Consider the following 25,526-nt stretch of genomic DNA (forward strand, 5'->3'; position numbering starts at 1 on the left):
AGGCCGCTATGGCTTTGCTGAACTTCAAGAAACGTGATGCCGCCGAAAACGGTCCGGTAAATCCAACCGTCGAAGCCTTCCTGCAGGGCTATTCGATTGAGGTGATGCCGCGCACCGCCGAGAAGGTCGAGGATTTTCGCGCTTTGTTGCCTGAAGGCACACGCGTCTATATTGCCCATATCGAAGGCACTCCGATCGAAGACATGGTCAAGACCGCCAAGCGCATCGCGGCGGACGGCTATCCTGTTATGCCGCATTTCCCGGCGCGGATCATTAAAGACACGGCGACGCTGGAAAACTGGATTTCTATGTACCAGGGTGAAGCAGGTGTGGATCAGGCGCTGTTGCTGGCCGGTGGTGTCGCGAATCCTCATGGTGATTTCGACAGCTCGATGCAGCTGCTGGAATCCGGCCTGTTCGACAAAGCGGGCTTCAAGCGTCTGCACGTCGCTGGCCACCCCGAGGGCAACAAGGACATCGATCCCGACGGCTCGACCAAGAATGTCGATGACGCGCTACGCTGGAAACAGAAGTTCTCTGAGACCACAGATGCCGAAATGGCGCTGGCCACTCAGTTTGCCTTTGACGCCAAGCCGATCATCGCCTGGGCCGACAGCCTGAAAGAGGCGGGGATCGACATTCCGGTGCATATCGGGATCGCGGGTCCGGCCAAGCTGCAAACGCTGATCAAATTCGCCATCGCTTGCGGCGTTGGCCCGTCACTGAAGGTCCTGCAAAAGCGCGCCTTGGACGTGTCCAAGCTGCTGCTGCCTTATGAGCCCACGGATGTGATCACCGAGCTGGCCAACCACAAAGCGGCCAACCCGGATTTCAACATCACAAACGTACACTTCTTCCCGCTTGGCGGCATCAAGACCAACGCCAACTGGGCCATCAACAACGGCGGCGCTTCGGCAAAGCCTGTAACCTCCTAAGGATCGGACATGACCCGTACAGTCGTAGAATCAAAAACAAAAACCGCCGTCCTGGGCTTTGACGAACCGTTCTGCGTGATCGGTGAGCGGATCAACCCGACAGGCCGCAAGAAACTGGCGGCGGAACTGGAAGCAGGCGATTTTTCGACCGTTGAAAAGGACGCCCTCGCGCAGGTTGCCGCTGGCGCGACCGTTCTGGATATCAACGCGGGCGTTGTCTACAACTCGAACCCCAACCCGAACGAGACCGAACCGCCGCTGATGCGCAAGATCGTCGAAATGGTGCAGGGGCTGGTGGATGTTCCGCTGTGCGTCGATTCCTCGGTTCCCGGTGCTTTGGAGGCCGGTCTTGAGGCGGCAGAGGGCCGTCCGCTGCTGAACTCGGTCACCGGCGAAGAAGATCGTCTGGAACTTGTTTTGCCGCTGGTCAAAAAATACAATGTCCCTGTGGTGGCGATCTCGAACGACGATACCGGTATTTCCGAAGATCCCGATGTTCGCTTCGAAGTTGCAAAGAAGATCGTCCAGCGCGCCGCCGATTTCGGCATCCCGGCGCATGACATCGTCGTTGACCCGCTGGTGATGCCCATCGGCGCGATGGCAACCGCTGGTCAGCAGGTGTTTGCGCTCGTCCGTCGCCTGCGTGAGGAACTGGGCGTGAACACCACTTGCGGGGCTTCCAATGTCTCCTTCGGTCTGCCAAACCGCCATGGAATCAACAACGCCTTCCTGCCGATGGCGATGGGCGCCGGCATGACCTCGGCGATCATGAACCCCGTTGCCTTGCCGGTTGGTCCCAAGAAGCTGGCCGAGAAGAAGGCTGAGGTTGAAGCAAAGGGCATCATCCTGCCGGCGGACATGGATGATGAGACCTTCTGCCAGCTGTTTGGCCTGGGTTCGACCTTGCCGCGCGCCGGTAAAGAGATGGAGGCCATCCGCGCCGCCAACTTGCTGACCAACAACGATCCGCATGGCGGGGCTTGGATCAAATTCAACAAAGCCCCCAGCGAAGCCGGTGCTGAAGGGGCTGGAGGTGGCCGTCGCGGCGGTGGCCGTCGTCGCCGCGCATAAACGTTATAAAACAACATTCTGGCCGGATCTTTTGATCCGGCCTTTTTTGTCTTCGCCGTCGCAAATAGCCTGACGGTTTGGATCAAAACCGCTTGAACCTGATCTTGTACCGGTGATATTCAGCTAGCAGTGGCGGGTATGATGTAATGGTAGCCTGTCAGCTTCCCAAGCTGAACGCGCGGGTTCGATTCCCGCTACCCGCTCCATTCAGTTCGATCGACGCGCTTGGTACAGGTTTATCACCGCCGGGATGTGCAGGCCGGTTTCGGATGTGAACTGGGCGAATTCCTGACAGACCTCGTGCTGGATTGCTGCTGCGTCCTGTTCGGTGCCTTCGAAATGCGCGATGGTTCGCGCGGCGGGGCCGACGTGGGTGCACAAAGCGGCTATTTCCTCTGACCCGCCAGCGCCGGGCAGGTTTACGGAGATGGCTTGGGCCTGAATGTCCGACAGCCCCGCCTGTTGCATCATGCCGGTGACGTGATCCAGATCGTGAAACGCCAGCGGACCCGGCGCATAACGATCTACCCGAGGCGGCTGCCCAAGGCGTTTTACCGCAGCAATATGGGGTATTTTGAACCACGGGTTGTCATCCAATGGCCCCCAAGCTGCAAATGTCATCTGCCCGCCGGGTTTAAGTGCGCGGGCGATATTGGCGAATGCAGCAACCGTATCGTCAAAGAACATCACGCCGAACCGTGAAATCGCGGAGTCCAACTGATTGGCAGGAAACCCGAATATCTGGGCGTCAGCATGTTGGAAGCTGATGTTGCTCAGCCCGTTTTCCGAGGCTCGGGCGCTGGCACGATCAAGAAACGCTTGCGATATATCGGCGGCCAGAACATCGCCATCCGGCCCGACCAATCGCGCGGCTGCAAGAGAGCTTTCGCCAGTGCCACAGCCGATGTCGAGCACATGCATTCCTAGTTTAAGCTGGGCATTCTCCAGCACAAGGTCCAGAACCGAAGCCATCAGTTGATCCAACTGATCCTGATATGTCAGCCATTTGGCCCCGGATTCGGATTTTCCCCAGTATTCTGCCTGTTCCTCATTCACCGACTGCATCGTACCCCTCCGTTGTTGCCGCGACTATGACCTCCGGCGACGGCGGCGGCCAGAGTTTTCCTGATCTCCACCACCGGTGTTGAACGAGGGCGAGGGCAGGGTCGTCACTTTGGCCAATTCCGGGAATGGATCCGTCTTATGGGGGATCGCGTTCGCTGCCACGAAATGATCCTGAAACTTGGGCTCGATGGCGGTTTCAACCTTGGTGATTTCGCGCACTACGCGTTCAATCTCACTCCGCGATCCGATATTGCACAGTGCGATCCGAGCACCTGTACCGGCGGCGTTGCCCGCGCTTGAGACCTTGTTCAAGGGCGCATCCGGGATCATTCCCAGAACCATGGCATGTTTGGTCGAGATATGCGCGCCGAAGGCACCAGCAAGAACAATGCGGTCGACAGTATCCACGTTCATTTCGTCCATCAAAAGCCGCGCGCCTGCATAAAGCGCGGATTTCGCCAGTTGAATCGCGCGAATATCGCCCTGAGTGACTGTGATACGTGGGCCGCCTTCGGCGCTTGCGTCGTGGATCAGATAGGAATGGGTGCGCCCCTCGGGGACGTTGCGTGATGTGCCCGTTTGTTCTGCGGATCCGATCAGGCCGCTTTCATCCAGCAAACCCGCCATACGCATTTCCGCCACCGCTTCAATAATGCCTGATCCACAGATGCCACTGATGCCAGTGGTTGCGATGTCTTGATCAAAACCCTCTTCATCCGACCATTTCTCGGACCCGATGACGCGAAAACGGGGTTCTTTAGTGACAGGATCAATCTCGATCCGCTCAATCGCACCGGGGGCGGCACGCTGACCAGAGCTGATCTGCGCGCCTTCAAAGGCCGGGCCGGTCGGTGAGGAGCACGCCAGAACCCGGCTGGTATTGCCCAGCAAAATCTCAGCATTGGTGCCTACATCTACGATCAGAACCAGATCTTCGGATTTGCCGGGCTCTTCCGACAAAGCAACCGCCGCACAATCCGCACCCACATGACCCGCAATGCAGGGCAGGATGTAGACCTGCGCACGTGGGTTCATGTTGGTCAGATTCATTTCGCGCGCGGGCAAAGACATGCTTTCGGACGTAGCCAAGGCAAAGGGCGCTTGGCCCAGCTCGACCGGATCCAGCCCAAGCAGCAGATGGTGCATGACCGGGTTACAGACGAACACCGTTTCGACAATCAGGTTGGCGTCAATCCCGGCCTCATCCGCGATGGTTGTTGTCAGATCGTTTATCGCTTCGCGAACGGCTCGGGTCATCTCTTTGTCGCCGCCCGGATTCATCATCGAATAGGACACGCGGCTCATAAGGTCTTCGCCAAAGCGGATTTGGGGGTTCATCAGGCCTGAAGATGCCTTGACCTCGCCTGTGTCCAGATCGGTCAGGTGAGCTGCAATCGTGGTAGAGCCGAGGTCGATGGCCAGACCGAAAAGTCCGTTCTCGTGCAATCCAGGCCAGATTTCCACGATCCGTGCGACATCGTCCTTGTGACCTTTATGCACCGCAACGGTGACCTCCCACTTACCCTTGCGCAATATAGGCTGCAGTTTGGACAACAAGGAAAGATCAGCGGTTACGGCGTCGACGTTCCATTGCTCGCGCAGCGCGCGTTCCAGACGTTCCAGATCGCCGGTTGGTGAATGCATGTCGGGTTCTTCTACCGCAACAAAATACAGCCGGGTGGCCGGATCCATTGTGATGGTGCGTGCTGTGGCGGCCTTGCGTACGACCTGACGGTGCACTTGGCTTTCTGGTGGCACGTCGATCACCACATCCCCCTGAACCGTGGCCTGACATCCAAGACGGCGGCCGGGTTTCAATCCGCGCTTGTCGTCATAGCGCTGTTCAACCGCGTTCCATTCGCTTAGTGCACCGTCGGCTACGGTCACGCCGTGCTTGGGAAACTCGCCATAGCTTGGCGTGATCTGGCATTTCGAACAAATCCCGCGTCCACCGCAAACGGAATCCAGATCCACACCCAGTTGCCGTGCCGCAGTCAGAACCGGAGTGCCTACGGGAAAGTGCCCGCGTTTGCCCGATGGGGTAAAGACAACAAGAGGGTCGGTGGTCATGATTGGCCTGCCTTTTATATTCGCGCCTATGTCGGGCAAGATATGGTTTTGTACGCAAAGGGAAAGGCCATTCAGCGGCACGTTTTGTGTGCGTTGCGTCGTTTTTTGCCGCAGCACCGACCAGCAGGTAAAAACTAGTTTATGTCGGGGGCTTTTCCTTAGATGCAATCCATGCAATAGGGTCACCGTCAAACGGGCTTTTGCATGGGGTTAACAGATGCAGATTCGTGAGGCACTCACCTTTGACGACGTTCTTCTGGTTCCGGGCGCATCTTCTGTGCTGCCGGCCACGGCGGATACGACCACGCGCGTGACGCGGGAAATCACCATGAACATCCCACTGCTCAGCTCGGCGATGGACACGGTGACCGAGGCGCGCATGGCCATCGCCATGGCGCAGGCGGGCGGCATCGGCGTGGTTCACAAGAACCTGACGGTGGATGAACAGGCCCGCGAAGTGCGCCGGGTCAAACGGTTTGAATCCGGTATTGTTTACAACCCGGTGACACTGCGGGTGGATCAGACGCTGGCGGACGCCAACGCGTTGGTGCAGCGTTATAACTTCACCGGCTTTCCCGTGGTGGACGAAGAAGGCCGCGTGGTCGGTATTCTGACCAACCGTGATATGCGTTTTGCGACCTCGGATGATACGCCGGTTCACGCGATGATGACCTCGGACAATCTGGCGATGCTTCAGGAACCCGCCGATCTGGAAGAGGCCAAAAGCCTGATGCGCGCGCGTCGGATCGAAAAGCTTCTGGTTGTGGACGGGGCGGGCAAGCTGACGGGTCTGCTGACTTTGAAAGATACCGAACAGGCGGTGCTGAACCCAACGGCCTGCAAGGATCGGCTGGGCCGGTTGCGAGTCGCGGCAGCGACGTCGGTTGGTGACTCTGGTTTCGAACGATCCGAACAACTGGTGGATTCCGGTGTCGACATTATCGTTGTAGACACCGCTCATGGGCATTCTCAAGGGGTACTGGACGCGGTGAAGCGGGTCAAGACCCTGTCGAACGAGGTGCAGATCATTGCCGGTAACGTCGCCACTGGGGACGCAACTAAGGCGCTGATCGACGCAGGCGCGGATGCCATCAAGGTGGGGATAGGGCCGGGTTCGATCTGTACTACGCGGATGGTTGCCGGTGTGGGCGTGCCGCAGCTGACTGCGATCATGGATTGCGCCGCGGCCGCCGGCGATGTGCCGGTTATCGCAGATGGTGGTATCAAATTCTCGGGCGATTTTGCCAAGGCGATTGCTGCGGGTGCGTCCTGTGCCATGGTTGGCTCAATGATCGCCGGAACAGATGAAAGCCCGGGCGAAGTGATCCTGTATCAGGGCCGGTCGTTCAAATCTTATCGCGGCATGGGCAGCCTAGGCGCGATGGCACGTGGCTCTGCGGATCGCTATTTCCAGAAGGATGCCGCCAGCGACAAGCTGGTGCCCGAAGGGATCGAAGGGCAGGTGCCTTACAAGGGCTCGGCCAGCGCGGTTGTGCATCAACTGGTCGGCGGCCTGCGCGCAGCCATGGGCTATACCGGCTGCGCCACGGTCGAAGAGATGCGAAAGAACTGCAACTTCGTCAGAATCACAGGGGCTGGCCTGAAGGAGAGCCATGTGCATGACGTGCAAATCACACGCGAAAGCCCGAATTATCGAGTGATGTAAATTGCCGGAACCTGAACTGCGGCGCCCCGGCGAGGGCGCCGCTTTGCGTTTTTGCCCTGCACCATATCGGAGAATAAAATGACCCCCGCCGCACGTGTTCAGGCCTCCATCGAAATTCTTGATCAGATTCTTTCGGGTGCCCCGGTCGAAAAGGCCCTGACCGGTTGGGCGCGGCGCAGCCGTTTCGCCGGTTCCAAAGACAGGGCTGCTATTCGCGACCATGTGTTTGGTGCTTTGCGGTGCAAAAGGTCATTTGCAGCGGCAGGTGGGACGGAAACCGGTAGGGGGTTGATGATTGGCGCGATGCGCATGCAAGAAGTCGATCTGGATCAGATATTCAATGGCGAAGGGTACGCACCAGCCAGTTTGGAAGAACACGAACAGGCTAAACCATGTGAATCCGACGCCCAGAAATACGACATACCGGAATGGCTTTGGCCAACCTTTCAAGAGTCTTTGGGTGATTTGACCCTTCCAGTGGCCGAGGCATTGCGAGCTCGGGCCCCGGTTCATTTGCGGGTCAATCTGATTAAGTCGAGTGTCGATCAGGCGGTCTCGGTCTTGCTGGCGGACGGCATCCAAGCGAGGCCACATCCCGCTTGTTCGACCGCACTCGAAGTTGTCGAGGGCGAGCGGAAAATCTCAGGAAGCCGCGCCTATACTGATGGGTTGGTCGAACTGCAGGATGCGGCGAGCCAGGCCGTAGTTGAATCATTGGACCTAAACCCCGGAATGCGGGTTCTGGACTATTGTTCCGGTGGTGGCGGCAAAGCCTTGGCCTTGGCCGCGCATCACGGTGTAGATGTTTTCGCGCATGACGTTAATGCGGCGCGAATGCGTGATTTGCCCGCCCGGGCCGAAAGAGCGGGTGCACAGATAACGCTCCTGACCAATGACGAGATCTCTGCGCAGGCACCATTCGACATTGTGCTGACGGATGCCCCCTGTTCAGGCAGCGGATCCTGGCGTCGCGCCCCGGCGGGAAAATGGTCTCTTACACAAGATGGACTGAACCGGCTTACGGAAACGCAGCGGACGATCCTTGATGATGTCGCGCCTTTGGTGGGGCCAGCGGGTGTTCTTGCATATGCAACCTGTTCCATGCTCGAGGTCGAAAACGGTGCAGTGGTCGATGCGTTCGTGGCGGCGCACTCCGAATGGACCGAGAAGTTTCGCAAAACGTGGTATGTATCACACGGTACTGACGGGTTTTTCACGTCACACTTGACGCGGTAGTCGGCGGACAAATAGCAACCTAAAGGAGAATTGCTCACTTTGTTGGTTAAGTGGGCGTTAATCCTTTTGCGTTGGGTTACACCTAGCCCGGCAAGTTGAGTATTTAATGTCCGATACCGCAGATTTCTATTCTGACCCAAAGTTACGAAATACACCAAGTGGTTTGCGTCTAGCACCATTGGTTGCGCTAGGGGTGTTGCTCTCACTGCTGCCGCTGGCAGGAATCATTCCCCAAGCCTGGAATCTCGGCCTTGTGGTGGCAGGTGTGTCTTTGCTTGCTGCATCACTGTTGGTCGTGGTGAGGGCGCTGATTTCCGACGACTCGGTACGTCGTGAGCTTAGGGTTATGGAGGTTTTTGCCGAAGAAGAGCTGTACCCCTGCGCGATTGCCAATGCACAGGGTGATGTTCTGATTTGCAATTCTCATGCCCGGGCTCAGCTCCATGTTTTTCCCGGCAACCGGCTGGATGAAGGTCTAAAGTCTATTTTTGCGAACCCGTCGGCAATTTTGCTGCGCCTACAGTCTTTGGCCGAGATCCATGGCCGTGCAAGAGAAGACGTTGTCACTTTGGAGACAACCGTACCGATTTCTGTTCTCGGTGTTGGGAATAATTTTTTCTTTTGGCGGCTTCATCTGGATGGAACAGGTCAGTGGGATGCTGTGCCTGTGCCCATTTTGACCGAAGGCAGAAACGGAGCATTGCTGCGGATCAACGGGGCGGCGGAACAAATCCTGGGGCAACGACCCGACAACCTTGCACAGGTTCTGACTGGCGCGCAGCCCGAATTGGGTGAGGTTGTGCAGGTACAGACGGCACAGGGGCCAATTCCGGCTACGATGGCCGAACTGTCTCGGTCGGGAACCAAGCGCGATCTGCTTGTTCTACCGCTTGATCGTGCACAGGAAAGTGGAATTGGCGCGTCATTTGTGGATCTTCCGGTCCCGGTAATGACCCTTTCTCCCGACGGGAGCATCCTTGAGGCCAACAGACTGGCAACGCGTCTTGTCGGAAACATAGAGCCCGGAGAATCCAATGTTGTGCATATCATGCATGGTCTGGGATATCCGGTTCTGGATTGGCTGACGCAGGCTTCAAATGAGGGCGCCGTTCCACGATCTGAATTCCTGAGGCTGACACGGGAAGACCGCGAGATATTCGTACAGGTCACATTGAAACGTGTGCTGAGCGAGGGAGAAGTCAGACTGATTGCGGTTCTGAATGATGCTACCGAACTCAAGACTTTAGAAGCGCAATTTGTGCAGGGACAAAAAATGCAGGCCGTTGGCCAACTGGCTGGCGGTGTAGCGCATGATTTCAACAATTTGCTAACGGCGATTTCCGGACATTGCGATCTTCTGCTTTTGCGGCACGACCAGAATGACCCTGACTACGGGGATCTCGTACAAATCAATCAGAACGCAAACCGTGCAGCAGCTTTGGTGAGCCAACTGCTGGCCTTTTCGCGCAAACAGACTTTGCAGCCGGAAATCCTGGATCTCAGAGATACGATCTCAGACCTTATTCATCTGCTAAATCGTCTGGTCGGAGAAAAGATTAAGCTGACACTCAGCCACGATCCCGTTCTGAAAGCGGTTCGTGCGGATAAACGCCAGCTAGAGCAGGTGTTGATGAATCTTGTCGTAAATGCCCGCGATGCAATGCCTGAAGGTGGTGAGGTCAGGATCGAAACCGAAGTGGTCGTGCTGACAGAACGCTTCACAAGGGATCGCGCTACGGTACAACCTGGTGAATACGTCACCGTCAAAGTCATTGATAGCGGTACGGGGATTGCCCCCGATAAGCTACAGAAAGTGTTCGAGCCTTTCTTTACAACCAAACGCACGGGTGAGGGGACAGGTTTGGGCCTGTCGACTGTCTACGGAATTGTAAAGCAAACCGGCGGTTTTATTTTTGTCGACAGCATTCAGGGGAGAGGGACCGAGTTTATTGTGTACCTGCCGGTTTCAACCGCCCCCAAAAAAACCGAGGCAGCGCCTGCGCAATCCCCTGAGAATCCAACGGTTCGCCAGGGTGAGGGTGTCGTGCTGCTGGTCGAAGACGAAGCCCCGGTTCGGGCCTTTGCGACCCGCGCACTGAGGTTGAAAGGCTACACTGTGCTCGAGGCCGATTCGGGAGAAGAGGCTCTGAGGCTTCTCGAAGATGGCACATTGAATGTTGACGCATTCGTCACCGATGTGGTCATGCCCGGATTGGATGGTCCGACCTGGGTTCGTATGGCTAAGCAGAACAGGCCAGATGTACGGGTCATATTCATGTCTGGATACACAGAGGGTGCGTTTGGCGATTCCGTACCAGAGATTTCCGATTCAACTTTCCTGCCCAAACCATTTTCACTAAACCAACTGACCGAAGCTGTTTTTCAGCAGATCAATTAGGGTTTCAAAGTGCCGAGGCGTGGCAATCGAATTCCGCGGAGTGTGTGTTGCGGAACTTGGTCAATGTCTCTGCGCCCAGTGTTAGGTCTCGTGTGGGTGACACGTTTTCGCGTTGCAGCCGGATATCCATATTCAAGCGGTTTTGCAGGAAATCGAGAATTTTGTCCTGGTTTTCATATTTGAAGACATGGGTGGCGCCACGCCCGTTGTTGCGGGTGCGAAAAAATTGGCTTTGACTGCCGACATCGGCGAATTCAGGTCGGGGTGTGCGCATATAGGCCTGGACGAAATCATCAAAGCTCAGGTCATGTGTTGAATGCGGGTGGTCAAGACGCTCTTGGCGGCCGCGAAACCTGTACCAACTGCCCAGCCAATCGACCGGTTCACGAACAACCGCCATGATTTCCATCTCAGTATCGTACATTTTACGGAAAATGTTCTGGAAAAACCGATCATACCGGCGGACAGGTGCGTGTTTCAGATCTGGCGGATCGGTGACAACCAGATCGGCACGGTCCCGCAAAGCCGTATGATAAGCGGTGCTGCCGGTTTTTGGGACAGCCAGAAACGCAAGGCGTTCTTCATAAAAAACAAGCATTTATTCGTCCATCGGCAGTAATTATCTCCAGCTCAGATTGGCGTAAACGACTCTTTAATACAATTACAGAACAGTAAGTAATGTAAGTTTTAGTTGAAATGTTCTCTTTTTGGTCCCATAAGGAACAAGAGGCGAACAAAGCAGCGATTGCCGCCCGTTCAAGGGTGTGGCAAAAGGGAAGGCGACAGGACAATGGCGGATCTTCTGACGATGAGCGACAAGAAAAACGCAGATAAGCAAAAGGCGCTCGACAGCGCGCTGGCACAGATCGAACGGCAGTTCGGCAAAGGCTCGATCATGAAGCTGGGCGAGGATTCCAAGCAGGACATCGACGCCAGTTCGACCGGATCGCTGGGTCTGGATATCGCTCTGGGAATCGGCGGCCTGCCGATGGGCCGGATCGTTGAAATCTATGGCCCGGAAAGTTCAGGCAAAACTACGCTGACACTGCACTGCATCGCAGAACAGCAGAAACATGGCGGTGTATGCGCATTTGTCGATGCGGAACATGCCTTGGACCCGCAATATGCGCGCAAACTGGGCGTCGATCTGGACGAGTTGCTGATTTCGCAACCTGACACTGGCGAACAGGCGCTTGAGATTACCGATACGCTGGTCCGTTCGGGCGCGGTGAACATGGTCGTGGTTGACTCGGTCGCGGCGCTGACGCCGAAATCTGAACTCGAAGGCGATATGGGCGACAGCAGCGTTGGTGTGCAGGCCCGGCTGATGAGCCAGGCAATGCGTAAACTGACGGGTTCGATCAGCCGCTCGAACTGTATGGTGATCTTCATCAACCAAATCCGGATGAAAATCGGCGTGATGTTCGGCAGCCCGGAAACCACCACCGGTGGTAACGCCCTGAAATTCTACAGCTCGGTCCGTTTGGATATTCGTCGGATCGGTGCGATCAAGGACCGGGATGAGGTTGTTGGCAACCAGACCCGTGTGAAGGTCGTTAAAAACAAAGTGGCACCGCCCTTCAAGCAAGTTGAATTCGACATCATGTATGGCGAAGGCATCAGTAAAATGGGCGAGCTGCTGGATCTGGGCGTCAAGGCCGGTGTGGTCGAGAAGTCGGGCTCATGGTTCAGCTATGGTGATGAGCGGATCGGGCAGGGGCGTGAGAATGCCAAGCAGTATCTGCGCGACAACAACCGCATCGCGTTTGAGATCGAGGACAAGATTCGCGCGGCACATGGGCTGGAATTCGATGTGCCGCCCGGCGCGGAAGAGGATGATATCCTCGAGGCATAAGTGGTTCGGGAAGAAAGCGATTTTCGCTGCTCTTTCCTAAGAACGAACCATATTCCGAACAAAGCGGTCCGTCGGGGCCGCCTTGTTCCGTTCTGCGACGCTCGCCTGTGGACTATCCCGGGGGAGGCGGATAAACCCTTTTTGAAACAAACTGATCGCGCGCCGAGAGAGCCCTATGTCAACGTTGAACGAAATCCGATCGACCTTTTTGAACTACTTTGCCAAACAGGGGCACGAAGTAGTGGCATCCAGTCCCCTGGTGCCACGCAACGACCCGACATTGATGTTCGTCAACTCGGGTATGGTGCAGTTCAAAAACCTGTTCACCGGGGTCGAAACCCGTGACTATCAGCGCGCGACGACAGCACAGAAATGTGTTCGGGCCGGTGGCAAGCACAACGACTTGGACAATGTCGGCTATACTGCGCGTCACCACACATTCTTTGAGATGTTGGGCAATTTTTCGTTCGGCGATTACTTCAAGCCCGAAGCAATTCCATTCGCATGGGAATTGATCACCAAAGAATTCGGGGTCGATAAAAACCGCCTTCTGACAACGGTTTACCACACCGATGACGAAGCGTTCGAGATGTGGAAGAAGGTGGGCGTTCCCGAAGATCGGATCATCCGTATCGCAACCAGTGACAATTTCTGGCAGATGGGTCCGACCGGCCCGTGCGGTCCCTGCACCGAGATTTTCTACGACCACGGGGATCATATCTGGGGCGGCCCTCCGGGTTCACCTGAGGAAGACGGTGATCGGTTCATCGAGATCTGGAACATCGTTTTCATGCAGAACGAACAGTTCGAAGACGGCTCGATGGTCGAGCTCGACATGCAGTCAATCGACACCGGGATGGGGCTGGAGCGGATTGGTGCCCTGTTGCAAGGAAGCCATGACAATTACGACACCGATCTGTTTAAGACCCTAATCGAGGCCTCGGCGAGTGCCACCAATGTTGATCCTTATGGGGATCAGAACGTACATCACCGCGTGATTGCGGATCACCTGCGGTCGACCTCGTTCCTGATTGCAGACGGGGTAATGCCCAGCAATGACGGGCGCGGCTATGTGCTGCGGCGGATCATGCGTCGTGCGATGCGGCATGCACATCTGTTGGGTGCGAAGGATCCGGTGATGTATCAGCTGGTACCGACATTGGTCCAACTGATGGGTGCCCAGTACACCGAACTTGGTCAGGCTCAGTCGCTGATCGAAGAGACGCTGTTGCTGGAAGAAACCCGCTTTAAGCAAACATTGGATCGCGGCCTGAAGTTGTTGGATGACGAGGTCTCTGACCTGCCAGAGGGTGCGGCACTGTCTGGAGAAGCCGCTTTCAAGCTGTATGATACATATGGTTTTCCGCTTGATCTGACGCAGGATGCACTGCGTGAAAAGGGCCGGACGGTTGATACCGACGGGTTTGATACGGCGATGGCCGAGCAAAAGGCCAAGGCACGCGCTGCCTGGGCTGGATCGGGGGAAGCAGCGGATCAAGCCGTTTGGTTTGACGTTCTGGATATTGCGGGCGCTACGGATTTTCTTGGATACGATACAGAAAAGGCTGAAGGACAGGTCGCGGCAATGGTCGTGGATGGCGCTTTGGTCGACAAGATCGAGACAGGTTGTTCCGGCTGGGTCGTTGTGAACCAAACCCCGTTTTATGGTGAATCCGGTGGTCAGATAGGCGACACCGGCGAAATTCGTCGTCTGGAAGAGCGTGATGATGTCGCGCGGGTCGAGGACACCCGGAAATTTGCGGATGGCAAAATCTATGCGCATCGGGTCAGGGTCGATCACGGTACCTTGTCCAAGGGAGACGCAGTTGAGCTTGAGGTAGACCATGTTCGCCGCACCGCCATCCGGGCCAACCATTCGGCCACACATTTGCTGCACGAAGCATTGCGGGAAACATTGGGTGACCACGTTGCGCAGCGTGGTTCTTTGAATGCGGCTGACCGGCTGCGGTTCGACTTTAGCCACGCGAAGGCGATGAGCCCCGAGGAAATTCGGCAAGTTGAACGCTCGGTCAACGCTTTCATCCGCCAGAACTCGACCGTCGAGACCCGGATCATGACACCGGATGATGCCCGGGAACTGGGTGCGCAGGCCCTTTTCGGTGAGAAATATGGCGACGAAGTTCGCGTGGTTTCGATGGGCAAAGCGCCAACCGGCAAAGGCCAGGATGGTGAGACCTGGTCGATCGAACTGTGTGGTGGAACGCATGTTCGCCAGACCGGTGATATTGGCGCGCTTGTTGTATTGGGGGATAGCGCCAGCAGTGCCGGTGTCCGGCGGATCGAAGCGCTTACCGGTGACGAAGCCATGGTTTACCTGACCGACCAGGACCAACGTTTGGGGCAGATCGCATCTGAACTGAAAGCGCAACCGGATGACGTTGTATCTCGTGTCAAAGCTCTGTTGGATGAACGTAAATCCCTTCAAAATGAAGTTGCGCAGCTGCGCCGCGATCTCGCGATGGCTGGTGGTTCGGGGCAGGGCGGTAGCGCTGAGGCCAAAACGGTAAACGGTATCTCGTTCCTGGCTCAGTCCCTTACTGGCGTATCTGGCAAGGACTTACCCGCGCTGATCGACGAACACAAAAGCCGACTTGGATCGGGTGCTGCTGTGTTGCTGATAGCGGATACGGGCGGCAAAGCAGCCGTCGCGGCCGGTGTCACAGCTGATCTGACGGATGCAATCTCGGCCGTGGATCTGGTTCGGGCGGCGGTTGCTGAACTTGGTGGAAAAGGTGGCGGTGGACGCCCTGACATGGCGCAAGGTGGTGGCAAGGACGCTTCGAATGCTGATGCCGCGATCAAGGCTGCAGAGAATATTCTTGGAGGTTAACAAAATGTCCGCACTTTGGATTGCACATGTCAGTGTTACTGACGCCGAATCCTATGGAAAATATGCCGAGCTCGCCGGGCCAGCGATTGCCAAACACGGTGGTGCGTTTATCGCGCGTGCTGCGCGATACGTGCAGTTGGAAGGCAAAGAACGGCCGCGCAACGTTGTCGCCAAATTCCCCTCATTGGAAGCCGCTGTAGAGTGTTATAATTCGGTGGAATATCAGCAAGCACTGGATCACGCGCGTGGTGCAAGTGAGCGGGAATTGGTGGTCGTAGAGATCACAGATTAGAATCACCCCGTGCGATCAGGGATTTAATACCCCTGTCAGCTTATTCATTGGGCGGTTTTCAGCCAAAAGATGGCCGCCCAATTATGACGTTGCGGCAAGCGTCGACCTGAAGTCCCATAAATTTTTTATTTACAAGTAGTTAGCGGGTCTTGATGTCGGGCCTGCCAAGGGGTTCGTGTTTCGAATGTGGCGAGCAGCGCCAGATTCTTACCCAAAAATGCCATTTTCAATGACGGAATTCCGCCTCTTTTAGTTGCAAGATTTGAGACAGATTGCACAATTAGGCGTGTTTACCGATAGTTTCGGAAAACGGAATATGGTCCTGTTTTGCGGCAATCGCGGGGAAAACACGGATCGAGGGACAGGCATGGCGACCATGGGTACGGAATTTAGGGCCGTTAATGCGCGGATCTGGACTGGTTTTGGTAGAACTTTAGGAATCCTCGCATTGGCGTTGGGGTCCTCGGTTATGGCACCAGATGCGCAAGCGCGGGAAGGCAACTTTATCCGCACAGTCGCATCTTCGCCCCCGCCGTCTGGAGCGCGGCAACTGTGCCGTCAATACTCTTGGGCATGTTCCAGCAAGGCTTCGAATTCAATGTCGAGCCAGCAAGAGATGCAGATCATCAAAAAGGTCAACCGGCAGGTAAACGCAACCACCCGCTCGGTTACTGACCAAGCCCAATATAGAACTCGGGAACGTTGGGCGCTGCCGACTTCGCGCGGTGGGGATTGCGAAGACTTTGCTCTGCTGAAGAAAAGGGATCTTATCCGTGCGGGCGTCGATCCGAGCAAACTTTTGATCGCAACTGTTCTGGATACGCAGCGAAATTCTCATGCGGTTTTGGTTTATCGCTCGGCCAGTGGCGATCTGGTTCTGGATAACTTGACCAACCGCATCAAACCCTGGTCGGCGACGCGATATCTGTTTCTGCGGATGCAGGACCCTCGGCGGCCCAGTAAATGGGTCGGGGTCTTCGGCAGAAGCTGAGGAAAGCTAATCTCAGCTGGTTAGAATGCGAAAATGGCGAAGCTGTTGCTTCGCCATTTTCTGTAGTGCCTAAATTTGCTTACTTGGGGTTGCCCGGATTGTTGGTACCGTTCGGGTTCTGAGATTGGCCGCCTGGATTGGTTCCGTCGCTATGGCCAGAACGGTTGCCCTTGGGTCCACCGTCACCACCTTCGCCGCCTTCGCCGCCGTCACCACCTTCGCCGCCGTCGCCACCTTCGCCGCCGTCACCACCTTCGCCGCCGTCGCCACCTTCGCCGCCGTCACCACCTTCGCCGCCGTCACCACCTTCGCCGCCGTCGCCACCGTCGCCGCCGTCGCCACCTTCGCCGCCGTCGCCACCTTCGCCGCCGTCGCCACCTTCGCCGCCGTCACCGCCGTCGTCATCATCGTTGCCGTCACCATTGCCGCCACCGCCGCCGCGGGTATCACCGCCGCCGCCACCGCCGCCGCCGGTACCACCGCCGCCGCCACCGCCGCCGCCGGAACCACCACCGCCATTTTCATCAGCAGCGCCGTCTCCTGATCGTTGCTCATTTCCGAGAATAGATGCGGTTGGAAAGTCAGTCAGAACTGCTGCAAAAGCTGGGCAACTCTCCAATGTACGGGACAAGATGTCCTCGAAATCTGAGCGTCGCTGCAAATAGCGCAGCATCCGGGCGTCTACAACAGAACATGCACAAAGCGTTTCAGTCGATACCGACTGTTTGGCTGTTCGTATTGTACACATGTCTGAAGCTGAAGCGGATACAGCTGAAATAACTGGGAACGTTGCTGAAACAAATACTATTGAAAGTAAGCGAGACTTAATGCGCATGGCGCTACTCCTTGATACTCATTACTCAAAACTTGGCAGGCAAACAGGTGCCATACTTTGGACACAAATACATCCCTTTTGAGCCAGAATTACAAGTTTCCTAAAATTGTGAATGTTAAAAGTGAAACAACTTAAAGAGGAAAGTGTAGGTAAAACAAAAAGAAGGCCCGCTTTGAGAGCGAGCCTTCCAAGACGGGCCTTAATACGCGTGTGCGCAAATATGTCACGATTGTGTTATTGTTTCCAATCTGTGAACTGCATCACTGCAATGATCAGGCAGATCTTGCCATACGCTTGCGCTCGTGCGGATCCAGAAAGCGTTTGCGCAGACGGATTGCGTTCGGGGTCACTTCGACAAGTTCGTCATCGTCGATATAGGCGATCGCCTCTTCCAACGAGAACTGAATATGGGGTGTCAGGCGCACAGCGTCATCCGATCCGCTGGCCCGGACGTTGGTCAGCTTTTTCCCCTTCAGCGGGTTAACCTCAAGATCGTTGTCGCGCGAATGCTCGCCGATAACCATACCCTGATATACATCGGTCTGAGGGCCAACAAACATGCGGCCACGCTCTTCGAGGTTCCAAAGGGCATAGGCAACTGCCTGTCCGTTCTCCATCGAGATCAGAACGCCTGCGCGGCGGCCCGGAATTTGTCCTTTGTGCGGTGCCCAGTCATGGAACACACGGTTCAAAACGCCAGTACCGCGTGTATCTGTCAGGAATTCACCGTGATAACCGATCAACCCGCGTGACGGCACATGGGCGATGATGCGGGTTTTGCCCGTACCAGCAGGCCGCATCTCGGCCAGTTCACCTTTGCGGACACCTGTTATCTTTTCAATGACCGAGCCGGAATACTCATCGTCCACGTCAATGGTGACTTCTTCGATGGGCTCTAGGCGCTGACCGTCTTCTTCGCGGAACAGGACCTGTGGGCGAGAGATACTCAGCTCGAACCCTTCGCGGCGCATGTTTTCGATCAGAACACCCATCTGCAATTCGCCGCGTCCCGCAACTTCGAAGGCCTCACCGCCCGGCGTGTCGGTAATGCGAATGGCGACGTTTGATTCTGCTTCTTTCATCAAACGGTCGCGAATGACACGGGACTGAACCTTTTTACCGTCTCGGCCGGCAAGGGGCGAATCGTTGATACCAAAGGTCACTGTGATGGTCGGCGGGTCGATCGGCTGCGCGGGCAGAGCGTCTTCGACCTGTGGGGCAACAAGCGAATCTGCCACGGTCGCTTTGCTCATACCTGCGATGGTGACGATATCGCCCGCCTCGGCCACATCAATGGGTTGCTGCCCCAAACCGCGGAAAGCCAGGATTTTTGAGGCGCGGAAGTTCTCGATAAGTGTTCCATCCCGGCTGAGCGCCTTGAGGGTGTCACCTGCCTTGAGCGTACCACTTTCGACACGGCCAGTCAGAATGCGGCCGATGAATGGGTCGCTGCCCAGTGTCGTGGCAAGCATCCGGAAGGGTTCGTCCTTGCGTTCGATCTGTTTGGGAGCAGGGACGTGGTCAACGATCAGGTCGAACAGGGCCGACAGATCCTTGCGGGGTCCTTCCAGCTCCATATCTGCCCAGCCCGACCGGCCTGAGGCGTACATTGAAGGGAAATCAAGCTGATCGTCATCCGCACCAAGGTTTGCGAACAGATCAAAGCATTCGTCCAGCGCGCGGTCTGGTTCGGCGTCGGGCTTGTCGACTTTGTTCAGCACCACAATCGGACGCAGACCCAGCGCCAGCGCCTTGGAGGTCACGAATTTGGTCTGCGGCATCGGACCTTCGGCCGCATCGACCAGCAGGACAACGCCGTCGACCATGCTGAGGATGCGTTCAACCTCGCCGCCGAAATCGGCGTGGCCCGGCGTATCGACGATATTGATCCGCGTGCCTTTCCACTCCACCGAAGTGGCCTTTGCAAGGATGGTGATACCACGCTCACGCTCGAGGTCATTGCTGTCCATAGCGCGTTCTGCGACAGCCTGATTTTCCCGGAACGCACCGGATTGTTTTAGCAGCTCATCGACCAGCGTTGTTTTGCCGTGGTCCACGTGAGCGATGATTGCGATATTGCGCAGGTCCATGAGAGGTCAGCCTTTGAACGGGAAGTTGACGCGCGCATAACGCGGCTCGGCGAAATATGCCAGCCCTAACCGATCGTCAGTGTCCTGCTGTACCGGAAAAGAGGTGTATGATTAGTATTCCACCCAAAATCATGCTGAGTCCAGCAATCCCGGGTAAATCCAGCCTCTGACCAAAGACAATGAAACCGATGATGGCAATAAGCACGATTCCAAGACCGGACCAGATCGCATAGACGATACCAACCGGCATGTATTTGAGCGTGAGGGCCATCAGATAAAAGGCAATTCCATAGCCAACAACCACAAGCACTGACGGCCAGAACCGGCTGAATTGCTGGCTGGCCTGAAGTGCAGTTGTACCAATCGTTTCGGCAACAACTGCCAACAGCAGTAGAAGATATGCTTTGGGCACGGGGGTCTCGCATTCAATAAGGTTGCATTGGGTTGAGCACGAAATGACCGATACGCGCAAGCGATAGCAGGAGTTTACAGGCATCCGTCAGGGGTCAGGATTACCCGACTATGTGGATTTTCGGCAATGTGATACTTTGTCCGCGTTTTATCGTGTTTTTTTTATGAGTATCGCCATGACGAAATTTGCAAAATACGTCATCGCTCTTTCGGCACTTATTGTTGCGCTTGGGTGGCTTGCTGGCGGGGGGTCCGTCGAAACAAAAGCAGCCCGAAATGTTGAGCGATTGATTGGTACATCGGTTTAAGCGACTGCCGAATACAGGAAAAAGGGGTGTTATGCTCCTTTTTCCGCTGTGTTTTCAGCCTTCTGCAGTCTCAGAAAAGTAACCCCGAAGCAACGGATCCAGCCATGCCCACAGGGCTGGTGCACCGGGAATAATCACCGTGCCGACACGGCTGTGGATTTGTTCGTATGTGACGTTGTAATCAATCCAGGAACCGCCTCCTGTCTCGAGGTTGCCAACCGGGGTTTGGAAGCGATCAATCGCTTTGGCGAAACAGGCATCGGGGCTTTCGGCCTGTTCAAACTCATGCCAGATCGACATGAATTCTTGATTTTGGACCTCTGGGAGCATTCCAAACAACCTTTGCGCCGCAGCAAGTTCCTCGGCGGCTTGTGCCGCGTGGTCGACCTGCCCATGAATTGGGTGATCACCGGCGTCAATTTCAACAATGTCGTGCAGCAAAAGCATCCTGAGGGCGCGGTTTACAGAAACGGAAGGGGCTGCATATTCGGACAGGACCCAGGCAAAAAGCATGATGTGCCAGGAATGTTCGGCTGAATTCTCAAACCGGTTATCATAGAGCAGACGCGATGCGCGCTGAACCGATTTGAGTTGGTCAGTTTCGGACAAGAAACCCAAACGCAAAGAAAGCTCGGAGGTTTCGAGTTTGCCTCCATTCAGCAGTGCTTGGGCAAGATTATATGCGTCCGGGAAAGCTTGTTGCAGATAGGCAGCGCGACCACGTTTTAGGTTGTCATTCACGACAGCTAAATGCTCTGGGTTTGGCCGTTCTGCACACAGCACCTGAAACATCGGTTGCGACCGATCCAGAATCTTGGCGAATTTCGCGTCCGGCGTGGCGTCGGCTTCGAATTCTTGCCAAAGAGCAAGAAACGTCGTGGCCTGATCCGCAGGCAGCATGCCAAACAGCTCTTCAGCAGCTGTTTGTTCCGCCAATTCCAGTGCTTTCCAATCTGTTTTCAGGTGAATCGGGTGATCGCCTACGATGATTTCGACCAGATCATGCAGCAATAGCATTTTGATAACGCGGTCGATATTCACGTCTGGCCCGGCAACCGGTTCCAAAACCAGGGCCCAAAGCGCCAGTTGCCAACTATGCTCAGCCGCGTTCTCTGGGCGAGACTGATCCAACAAGGCGTTGGCACGATTGACAGATTTCAGCCTGTCCGCGCGTTTAAGAAAGTCGATTTGCGCGGACAGTCTTTGCGTCATTGTTTTTCTATAGCTTTCAGTTTTGACCGATGTTCGGTCAATTTCTCGACGACAAACTTGCGGGCCTTACGTTCGGCCATCCGGACACGGATCTCGGTCAGGAATGCTTCTTCCAATGTTTGTGAGGACGCCCCGATCACTTCGCCAACTTCCATGAAGAAGCGGTCGTTTCCGGTTTCGTCCATCACTTTCATTGTGTCTTCGGCCAGCTTGGAAGCAAGTCTGATGATCGTGTCGGACATTAGCGCGTGTTCTCTGTCAGCCGCCGTTTCACATAGTCACTTACGTCAGTGATCAGCGTATCCATGTGGCGATCCTGAAAGAAGTGGTCAGCACCCTCAACTTCGTTATGGGTGATTGTGATGCCCTTCTGTTCATGCAGCTTGTTAACCAAAGCAGTGGTGTCTGCAGGCGGGGCCACCCGATCAGAGGATCCGTTGATAATCAGACCCGAAGAGGGGCAGGGCGCCAGGAACGAGAAATCATACATGTTGGCTGGCGGAGAAACGCTGATGAAACCGGTTATCTCAGGGCGGCGCATAAGCAGTTGCATCCCGATCCAGGCTCCGAACGAGAACCCTGCGACCCAGCAGTGTTTCGAATTGTTGTTCATCGACTGCAGGTAGTCCAGTGCCGACGCCGCATCACTCAGCTCGCCTACGCCCTGGTCATATTCGCCCTGGCTGCGGCCAACACCGCGAAAGTTGAACCGCAACACAGTGAAACCCATGTTGTAGAACGCATAGTGCAGATTATAGACCACCTTATTGTTCATGGTCCCGCCAAATTGAGGATGCGGGTGCAACACGATGGCGATCGGTGCGTCTTTTTCCTTTTGCGGGTGGTAGCGGCCTTCCAGGCGGCCTTCGGGTCCGGGAAAAATCACCTCGGGCATGTGTGCATAGGTCCTGTCTTTTTCTTCTGGGTGTCCGGAAATACTTGACGATAATCGTCGGACACCTTAGAACGGTTCTAATTGTGATAGTCGGCGCAAGGGCGCTGTCAGTCGGAGATACGCACTGGCAGCGGCGGCGTCAATGATTTCGCGCGTTAACTGCCATAAGGGAATGAGAATGAAGCTTTCGACCAAGGGTCGTTACGCGATGGTGGCCTTGGCTGATATCGCTCTTCAGTCATCTGACGGACTGGTAACGCTGAGCGAAATTTCCGAACGGCAGGACATCTCGTTGCCTTATCTTGAACAGCTGTTCGTAAAGCTGCGCCGGGCCGAGCTTGTCTCGTCAGTGCGCGGTCCGGGCGGAGGTTATCGGTTGGCGCGCCCTGCGTCGGAAATCCGTGTAGTCGAAATTCTGTCCGCCGTCGACGAAACTGTAGACGCGTTGAAAAAAGGGGCAGGGGCATCCGGGGCCTCATCGGGCAGTCGTGCGCAATCGCTGACCAACCGATTGTGGGAAGGGCTGAGTGCCCATGTTTATGTGTTTCTGCATCAAACGCGGCTTTCTGATGTGATCAGGAACGACTTGGCGCCCTGTCCGGCTGTTCCTAATCTGTTTGCGGTCGTGGACGAGTAAGATGAATTTGCTTTGTCCAAGTCCCTTTGGCTGCCAAAAGGTGCATCCATGAATCGTGTTTATCTGGATCATAACGCCACAACGCCAATTCGCCCCGAAGCGCGCGATGCGATGATCACGGCAATGGATCAGATCGGTAACCCTTCGTCGGTTCACGCTGAAGGACGAGGGGCAAAGGCCATAGTCGAGCGGGCACGGGCGCAGGTGGCCGAAGCTGTCGGGTGCCGACCGCAGGAAGTTATTTTCACCTCAGGTGCGACCGAAGCGGCCCGGGTCCTGCAGAATAGACCTAATAATTGCGATGTGTTCGTCGATGCAACGGCGCATGACGCGCTTTGGTCGCATCTTGATCTATCGAACTGCAACGAACGCCCGTTCGGACCTGGTCACATCTTAGCAATGGGGTTGGCGAATTCGGAAACAGGTATCGTTACCTTGCCACCGAAAAAGGTCGAAGGTCAGTGGCCCTATGGCGCACGGCGGGCCGATTGGTTGTTGCTGGATATTACACAGGCTGTTGGCCGTATTCCCTTTTCCTTCGCCTGGAGCGATGCGGATATGGCGGTTCTTTCGGCGCATAAAATCGGCGGTCCTAAGGGTGTTGGCGCTCTGATCCTAAAACAAGGGCTGGACATCAACCCGCTTGCGGTTGGTGGCGGGCAGGAAATGGGCCGGCGCTCCGGGACGGAAAACGTTGTTGGAATCGCGGGTTTTGGTGCCGCTGCCGAGGCCGCAGTGAAAGATCTGGCTAACGGTGTTTGGGAAAATGTTGCTAAATTTAGAAATATTCTAGAGAACGCTCTTGAGGCCGGATCGAAAGCGACTATTTTTGTCGGGAAAGATCAGGAGCGACTCCCCAACACTTTGTGTTTTGCAACTCCCGGATGGAAAGGGGAGACGCAGGTTATGCAGATGGATCTGGCTGGATTTGCGATCAGCGCAGGTTCGGCCTGTTCAAGTGGCAAGGTAAAGACCAGCCGAGTTCTGACGGCAATGGGATATGACGAGGTAACGGCAGCCAGCGCAATTCGCGTATCGCCCGGCCCTTGGACGACAGAAGATGATGTGCTGCGTTTCGCGGATACGTGGCTGGAAAAAGAGAAAAAGCATCGCGCGCGTGCCGCGTGATCTGACGGAGGATAAGTCATGGCCGCTTTGGACCAGACTCAGGTAAAAGAAGGTGTCGATCAGGAAACCGTTGATGCGGTGCGCGAGGCCGGAACCTATAAATACGGCTGGAACACCGATATCGAGATGGAATACGCCCCAAAAGGCGTGAACCCCGATATCGTCCGTCTGATCTCGGACAAGAATGAAGAACCGGAATGGATGACCGAATGGCGTCTGGCCGCGTTCGAACGCTGGACCAAGATGGAAGAGCCGAAATGGGCGATGGTCAGCTATCCTGAAATCGACTTTCAGAACCAGTATTACTATGCCCGTCCGAAATCGATGGAGGTAAAGCCGAAATCGCTGGATGAAGTGGATCCGAAGCTGCTGGCTACTTACGAAAAGCTTGGTATCCCACTGAAAGAACAGATGATTCTGGCTGGCGTCGAAGGCGCCGAGGATATGCCTGCTGAGGGCCGCAAGGTGGCCGTGGATGCGGTGTTCGACTCGGTGTCCGTTGGCACAACTTTTCAGGCCGAACTGAAAAAGGCAGGTGTGATCTTCTGTTCGATTTCTGAAGCGATCAGGGAACACCCCGAGCTGGTCAAGAAATACCTGGGCACTGTGGTTCCGGTATCCGATAATTTCTATGCCACGCTGAACTCGGCCGTGTTCTCGGACGGGTCATTTGTCTACATCCCGCCGGGCGTACGCTGCCCGATGGAGCTGAGCACCTATTTCCGCATCAATGCGGAGAACACCGGTCAGTTTGAACGTACCCTGATCATTGCCGATAAAGGCAGCTATGTCAGCTACTTGGAAGGCTGTACTGCGCCTCAGCGCGACACTACGCAGCTGCATGCTGCCGTGGTCGAAATCATTATCGAGGAAGATGCCGAGGTAAAATACTCGACCGTTCAGAACTGGTACCCCGGGGATGAGAATGGCAAGGGCGGCATCTATAACTTTGTGACCAAGCGCGCGGATTGCCGCGGCGACCGGTCCAAGGTGATGTGGACGCAGGTTGAAACCGGCTCGGCCGTGACGTGGAAATACCCGTCCTGCATCCTGCGCGGCAATGAAAGCCAGGGTGAGTTCTATTCGATCGCGATTGCCAACAATTATCAGCAGGCCGATACTGGCACCAAGATGATCCACCTGGGCAAGAACACCAAGTCGCGGATCGTGTCCAAAGGCATCAGTGCGGGCAGGGCGCAGAACACCTATCGCGGGCTGGTCTCGATGCACCCGAAAGCCAAGGACAGCCGGAATTACACCCAATGTGACAGCCTGCTGATCGGCGATAAATGCGGGGCGCACACGGTTCCCTATATCGAAGTCAAGAACAACTCCTCGCGGGTCGAGCATGAGGCGACGACCTCGAAGGTCGATGATGATCAGCTGTTCTATTGCCGTCAACGCGGAATGGACGAGGAAGAGGCCGTGGCCCTGGTCGTCAACGGGTTCTGCAAGGACGTGCTCCAGGCGCTGCCGATGGAATTTGCGATGGAAGCCCAGCAGTTGGTGGCCATCAGCCTTGAGGGATCTGTGGGTTAATCCCAACCTTACCTGAATTCAGAACATACGAGGGGGCATGA

22 protein-coding genes and 1 tRNA gene are annotated in these 25,526 nt (G+C 55.8%); 15 read left to right on the top strand and 8 right to left on the bottom strand.

Features of this window, described 5'->3' with window-relative positions; genetic code table 11:
* Positions 1-8 precede the first annotated feature (8 nt).
* From AC2FGB_RS02500 to AC2FGB_RS02510, 3 genes are all read left to right on the top strand, one after another.
* Positions 9-935, top strand: coding sequence for a methylenetetrahydrofolate reductase (locus tag AC2FGB_RS02500; protein WP_496688221.1), 927 nt, complete (start codon positions 9-11; stop codon positions 933-935).
* Between the two features lie 9 nt (positions 936-944).
* Positions 945-2,006, top strand: coding sequence for a methyltetrahydrofolate cobalamin methyltransferase (locus tag AC2FGB_RS02505; protein ID WP_496693497.1), 1,062 nt, complete (start codon positions 945-947; stop codon positions 2,004-2,006).
* A gap of 132 nt (positions 2,007-2,138) precedes the next feature.
* Positions 2,139-2,212: transfer RNA gene (locus AC2FGB_RS02510), tRNA-Gly, on the top strand.
* A gap of 1 nt (position 2,213) precedes the next feature.
* Here the strand turns inward: AC2FGB_RS02510 and AC2FGB_RS02515 are convergent.
* Together AC2FGB_RS02515 and AC2FGB_RS02520 are read right to left on the bottom strand one after the other, a co-directional pair.
* Entirely contained in the window at positions 2,214-3,071 is an 858-nt protein-coding gene (locus tag AC2FGB_RS02515; protein ID WP_496688152.1) for a class I SAM-dependent methyltransferase, read from the bottom strand.
* A gap of 24 nt (positions 3,072-3,095) precedes the next feature.
* Positions 3,096-5,141: an ASKHA domain-containing protein gene (locus AC2FGB_RS02520; RefSeq protein WP_496693498.1), complete on the bottom strand. Its 2,046-nt coding sequence runs from the start codon at positions 5,139-5,141 to the stop codon at positions 3,096-3,098.
* Between the two features lie 217 nt (positions 5,142-5,358).
* On the opposite strand from AC2FGB_RS02520, the gene guaB reads away from it, so the two are divergent.
* The 3 genes from guaB (at position 5,359) to AC2FGB_RS02535 (ending at position 10,441) form a co-directional block, all read left to right on the top strand.
* Positions 5,359-6,807, top strand: a complete 1,449-nt coding sequence (gene guaB, locus AC2FGB_RS02525) for an IMP dehydrogenase (RefSeq protein WP_496675678.1) — start codon at positions 5,359-5,361, stop codon at positions 6,805-6,807.
* 78 nt (positions 6,808-6,885) lie between these two features.
* Entirely contained in the window at positions 6,886-8,043 is a 1,158-nt protein-coding gene (locus tag AC2FGB_RS02530; RefSeq protein WP_496693499.1) for an RsmB/NOP family class I SAM-dependent RNA methyltransferase, read from the top strand.
* A gap of 106 nt (positions 8,044-8,149) precedes the next feature.
* Positions 8,150-10,441, top strand: coding sequence for a hybrid sensor histidine kinase/response regulator (locus AC2FGB_RS02535; protein WP_496693500.1), 2,292 nt, complete (start codon positions 8,150-8,152; stop codon positions 10,439-10,441).
* Positions 10,442-10,445: 4 nt separating this feature from the next.
* Here the strand turns inward: AC2FGB_RS02535 and AC2FGB_RS02540 are convergent, their stop codons facing one another.
* Positions 10,446-11,039, bottom strand: coding sequence for a sulfotransferase family 2 domain-containing protein (locus AC2FGB_RS02540; RefSeq protein ID WP_281994593.1), 594 nt, complete (start codon positions 11,037-11,039; stop codon positions 10,446-10,448).
* Positions 11,040-11,231: 192 nt separating this feature from the next.
* On the opposite strand from AC2FGB_RS02540, the gene recA reads away from it, so the two are divergent.
* From recA to AC2FGB_RS02565, 5 genes are all read left to right on the top strand, one after another.
* On the top strand, positions 11,232-12,296 hold the full coding sequence (gene recA / locus AC2FGB_RS02545; RefSeq protein ID WP_142633714.1) for a recombinase RecA: 1,065 nt from the start codon (positions 11,232-11,234) through the stop codon (positions 12,294-12,296).
* A 175-nt stretch (positions 12,297-12,471) separates the two neighbouring features.
* A complete protein-coding gene (alaS, locus tag AC2FGB_RS02550) occupies positions 12,472-15,147 on the top strand; it encodes an alanine--tRNA ligase (protein WP_496693501.1) in 2,676 nt (891 codons plus the stop codon).
* 4 nt (positions 15,148-15,151) lie between these two features.
* Positions 15,152-15,439 carry a DUF1330 domain-containing protein gene (locus AC2FGB_RS02555; RefSeq protein ID WP_142633718.1) on the top strand — a complete coding sequence of 96 codons (288 nt, stop codon included), beginning with the start codon at positions 15,152-15,154 and terminating at the stop codon, positions 15,437-15,439.
* 469 nt (positions 15,440-15,908) lie between these two features.
* Entirely contained in the window at positions 15,909-16,430 is a 522-nt protein-coding gene (locus tag AC2FGB_RS02560) for a transglutaminase-like cysteine peptidase (RefSeq protein ID WP_246097162.1), read from the top strand.
* Between the two features lie 124 nt (positions 16,431-16,554).
* The gene (locus AC2FGB_RS02565; protein WP_496791752.1) at positions 16,555-16,974 is read left to right on the top strand and encodes a hypothetical protein; all 420 of its coding nucleotides are present in this window, start codon (positions 16,555-16,557) and stop codon (positions 16,972-16,974) included.
* 563 nt (positions 16,975-17,537) lie between these two features.
* Here the strand turns inward: AC2FGB_RS02565 and typA are convergent.
* On the bottom strand, positions 17,538-19,355 hold the full coding sequence (gene typA / locus AC2FGB_RS02570; RefSeq protein ID WP_271947178.1) for a translational GTPase TypA: 1,818 nt from the start codon (positions 19,353-19,355) through the stop codon (positions 17,538-17,540).
* A gap of 76 nt (positions 19,356-19,431) precedes the next feature.
* Positions 19,432-19,767 (bottom strand): DMT family transporter, encoded by a 336-nt coding sequence (locus AC2FGB_RS02575; protein WP_142633723.1) that lies wholly within the window; start codon positions 19,765-19,767, stop codon positions 19,432-19,434.
* A gap of 175 nt (positions 19,768-19,942) precedes the next feature.
* Here AC2FGB_RS02575 and AC2FGB_RS02580 point away from each other — a divergent pair, with 175 nt between their 5' ends.
* Complete coding sequence (locus AC2FGB_RS02580) at positions 19,943-20,074, top strand: hypothetical protein (protein WP_271947174.1); 132 nt, start codon at positions 19,943-19,945, stop codon at positions 20,072-20,074.
* A gap of 54 nt (positions 20,075-20,128) precedes the next feature.
* Here AC2FGB_RS02580 and AC2FGB_RS02585 read toward each other — a convergent pair whose 3' ends face one another.
* From AC2FGB_RS02585 to AC2FGB_RS02595, 3 genes are read right to left on the bottom strand one after another with little or no spacing between them, the layout of a single operon-like run.
* Complete coding sequence (locus AC2FGB_RS02585; protein ID WP_496693150.1) at positions 20,129-21,286, bottom strand: HD domain-containing protein; 1,158 nt, start codon at positions 21,284-21,286, stop codon at positions 20,129-20,131.
* Positions 21,283-21,528 (bottom strand): hypothetical protein, encoded by a 246-nt coding sequence (locus AC2FGB_RS02590; RefSeq protein WP_142633727.1) that lies wholly within the window; start codon positions 21,526-21,528, stop codon positions 21,283-21,285. Before AC2FGB_RS02590 ends, AC2FGB_RS02585 begins: the two co-directional genes overlap by 4 nt.
* A complete protein-coding gene (locus AC2FGB_RS02595; protein WP_142633729.1) occupies positions 21,528-22,181 on the bottom strand; it encodes an alpha/beta hydrolase in 654 nt (217 codons plus the stop codon). The genes AC2FGB_RS02590 and AC2FGB_RS02595 overlap by 1 nt, the downstream gene beginning before the upstream one ends.
* A 178-nt stretch (positions 22,182-22,359) precedes the next feature.
* Between AC2FGB_RS02595 and iscR the strand changes: the two genes are divergently transcribed.
* From iscR to sufB, 3 genes are read left to right on the top strand one after another with little or no spacing between them, the layout of a single operon-like run.
* Complete coding sequence (gene iscR / locus AC2FGB_RS02600) at positions 22,360-22,818, top strand: Fe-S cluster assembly transcriptional regulator IscR (RefSeq protein ID WP_142633731.1); 459 nt, start codon at positions 22,360-22,362, stop codon at positions 22,816-22,818.
* 48 nt (positions 22,819-22,866) lie between these two features.
* Complete coding sequence (locus AC2FGB_RS02605; RefSeq protein ID WP_496693151.1) at positions 22,867-23,946, top strand: cysteine desulfurase family protein; 1,080 nt, start codon at positions 22,867-22,869, stop codon at positions 23,944-23,946.
* Between the two features lie 18 nt (positions 23,947-23,964).
* Entirely contained in the window at positions 23,965-25,485 is a 1,521-nt protein-coding gene (sufB, locus tag AC2FGB_RS02610; protein ID WP_496688135.1) for a Fe-S cluster assembly protein SufB, read from the top strand.
* Positions 25,486-25,526: the final 41 nt, after the last annotated feature.

Source organism: Ruegeria sp. CDSC021 (assembly GCF_059610845.1).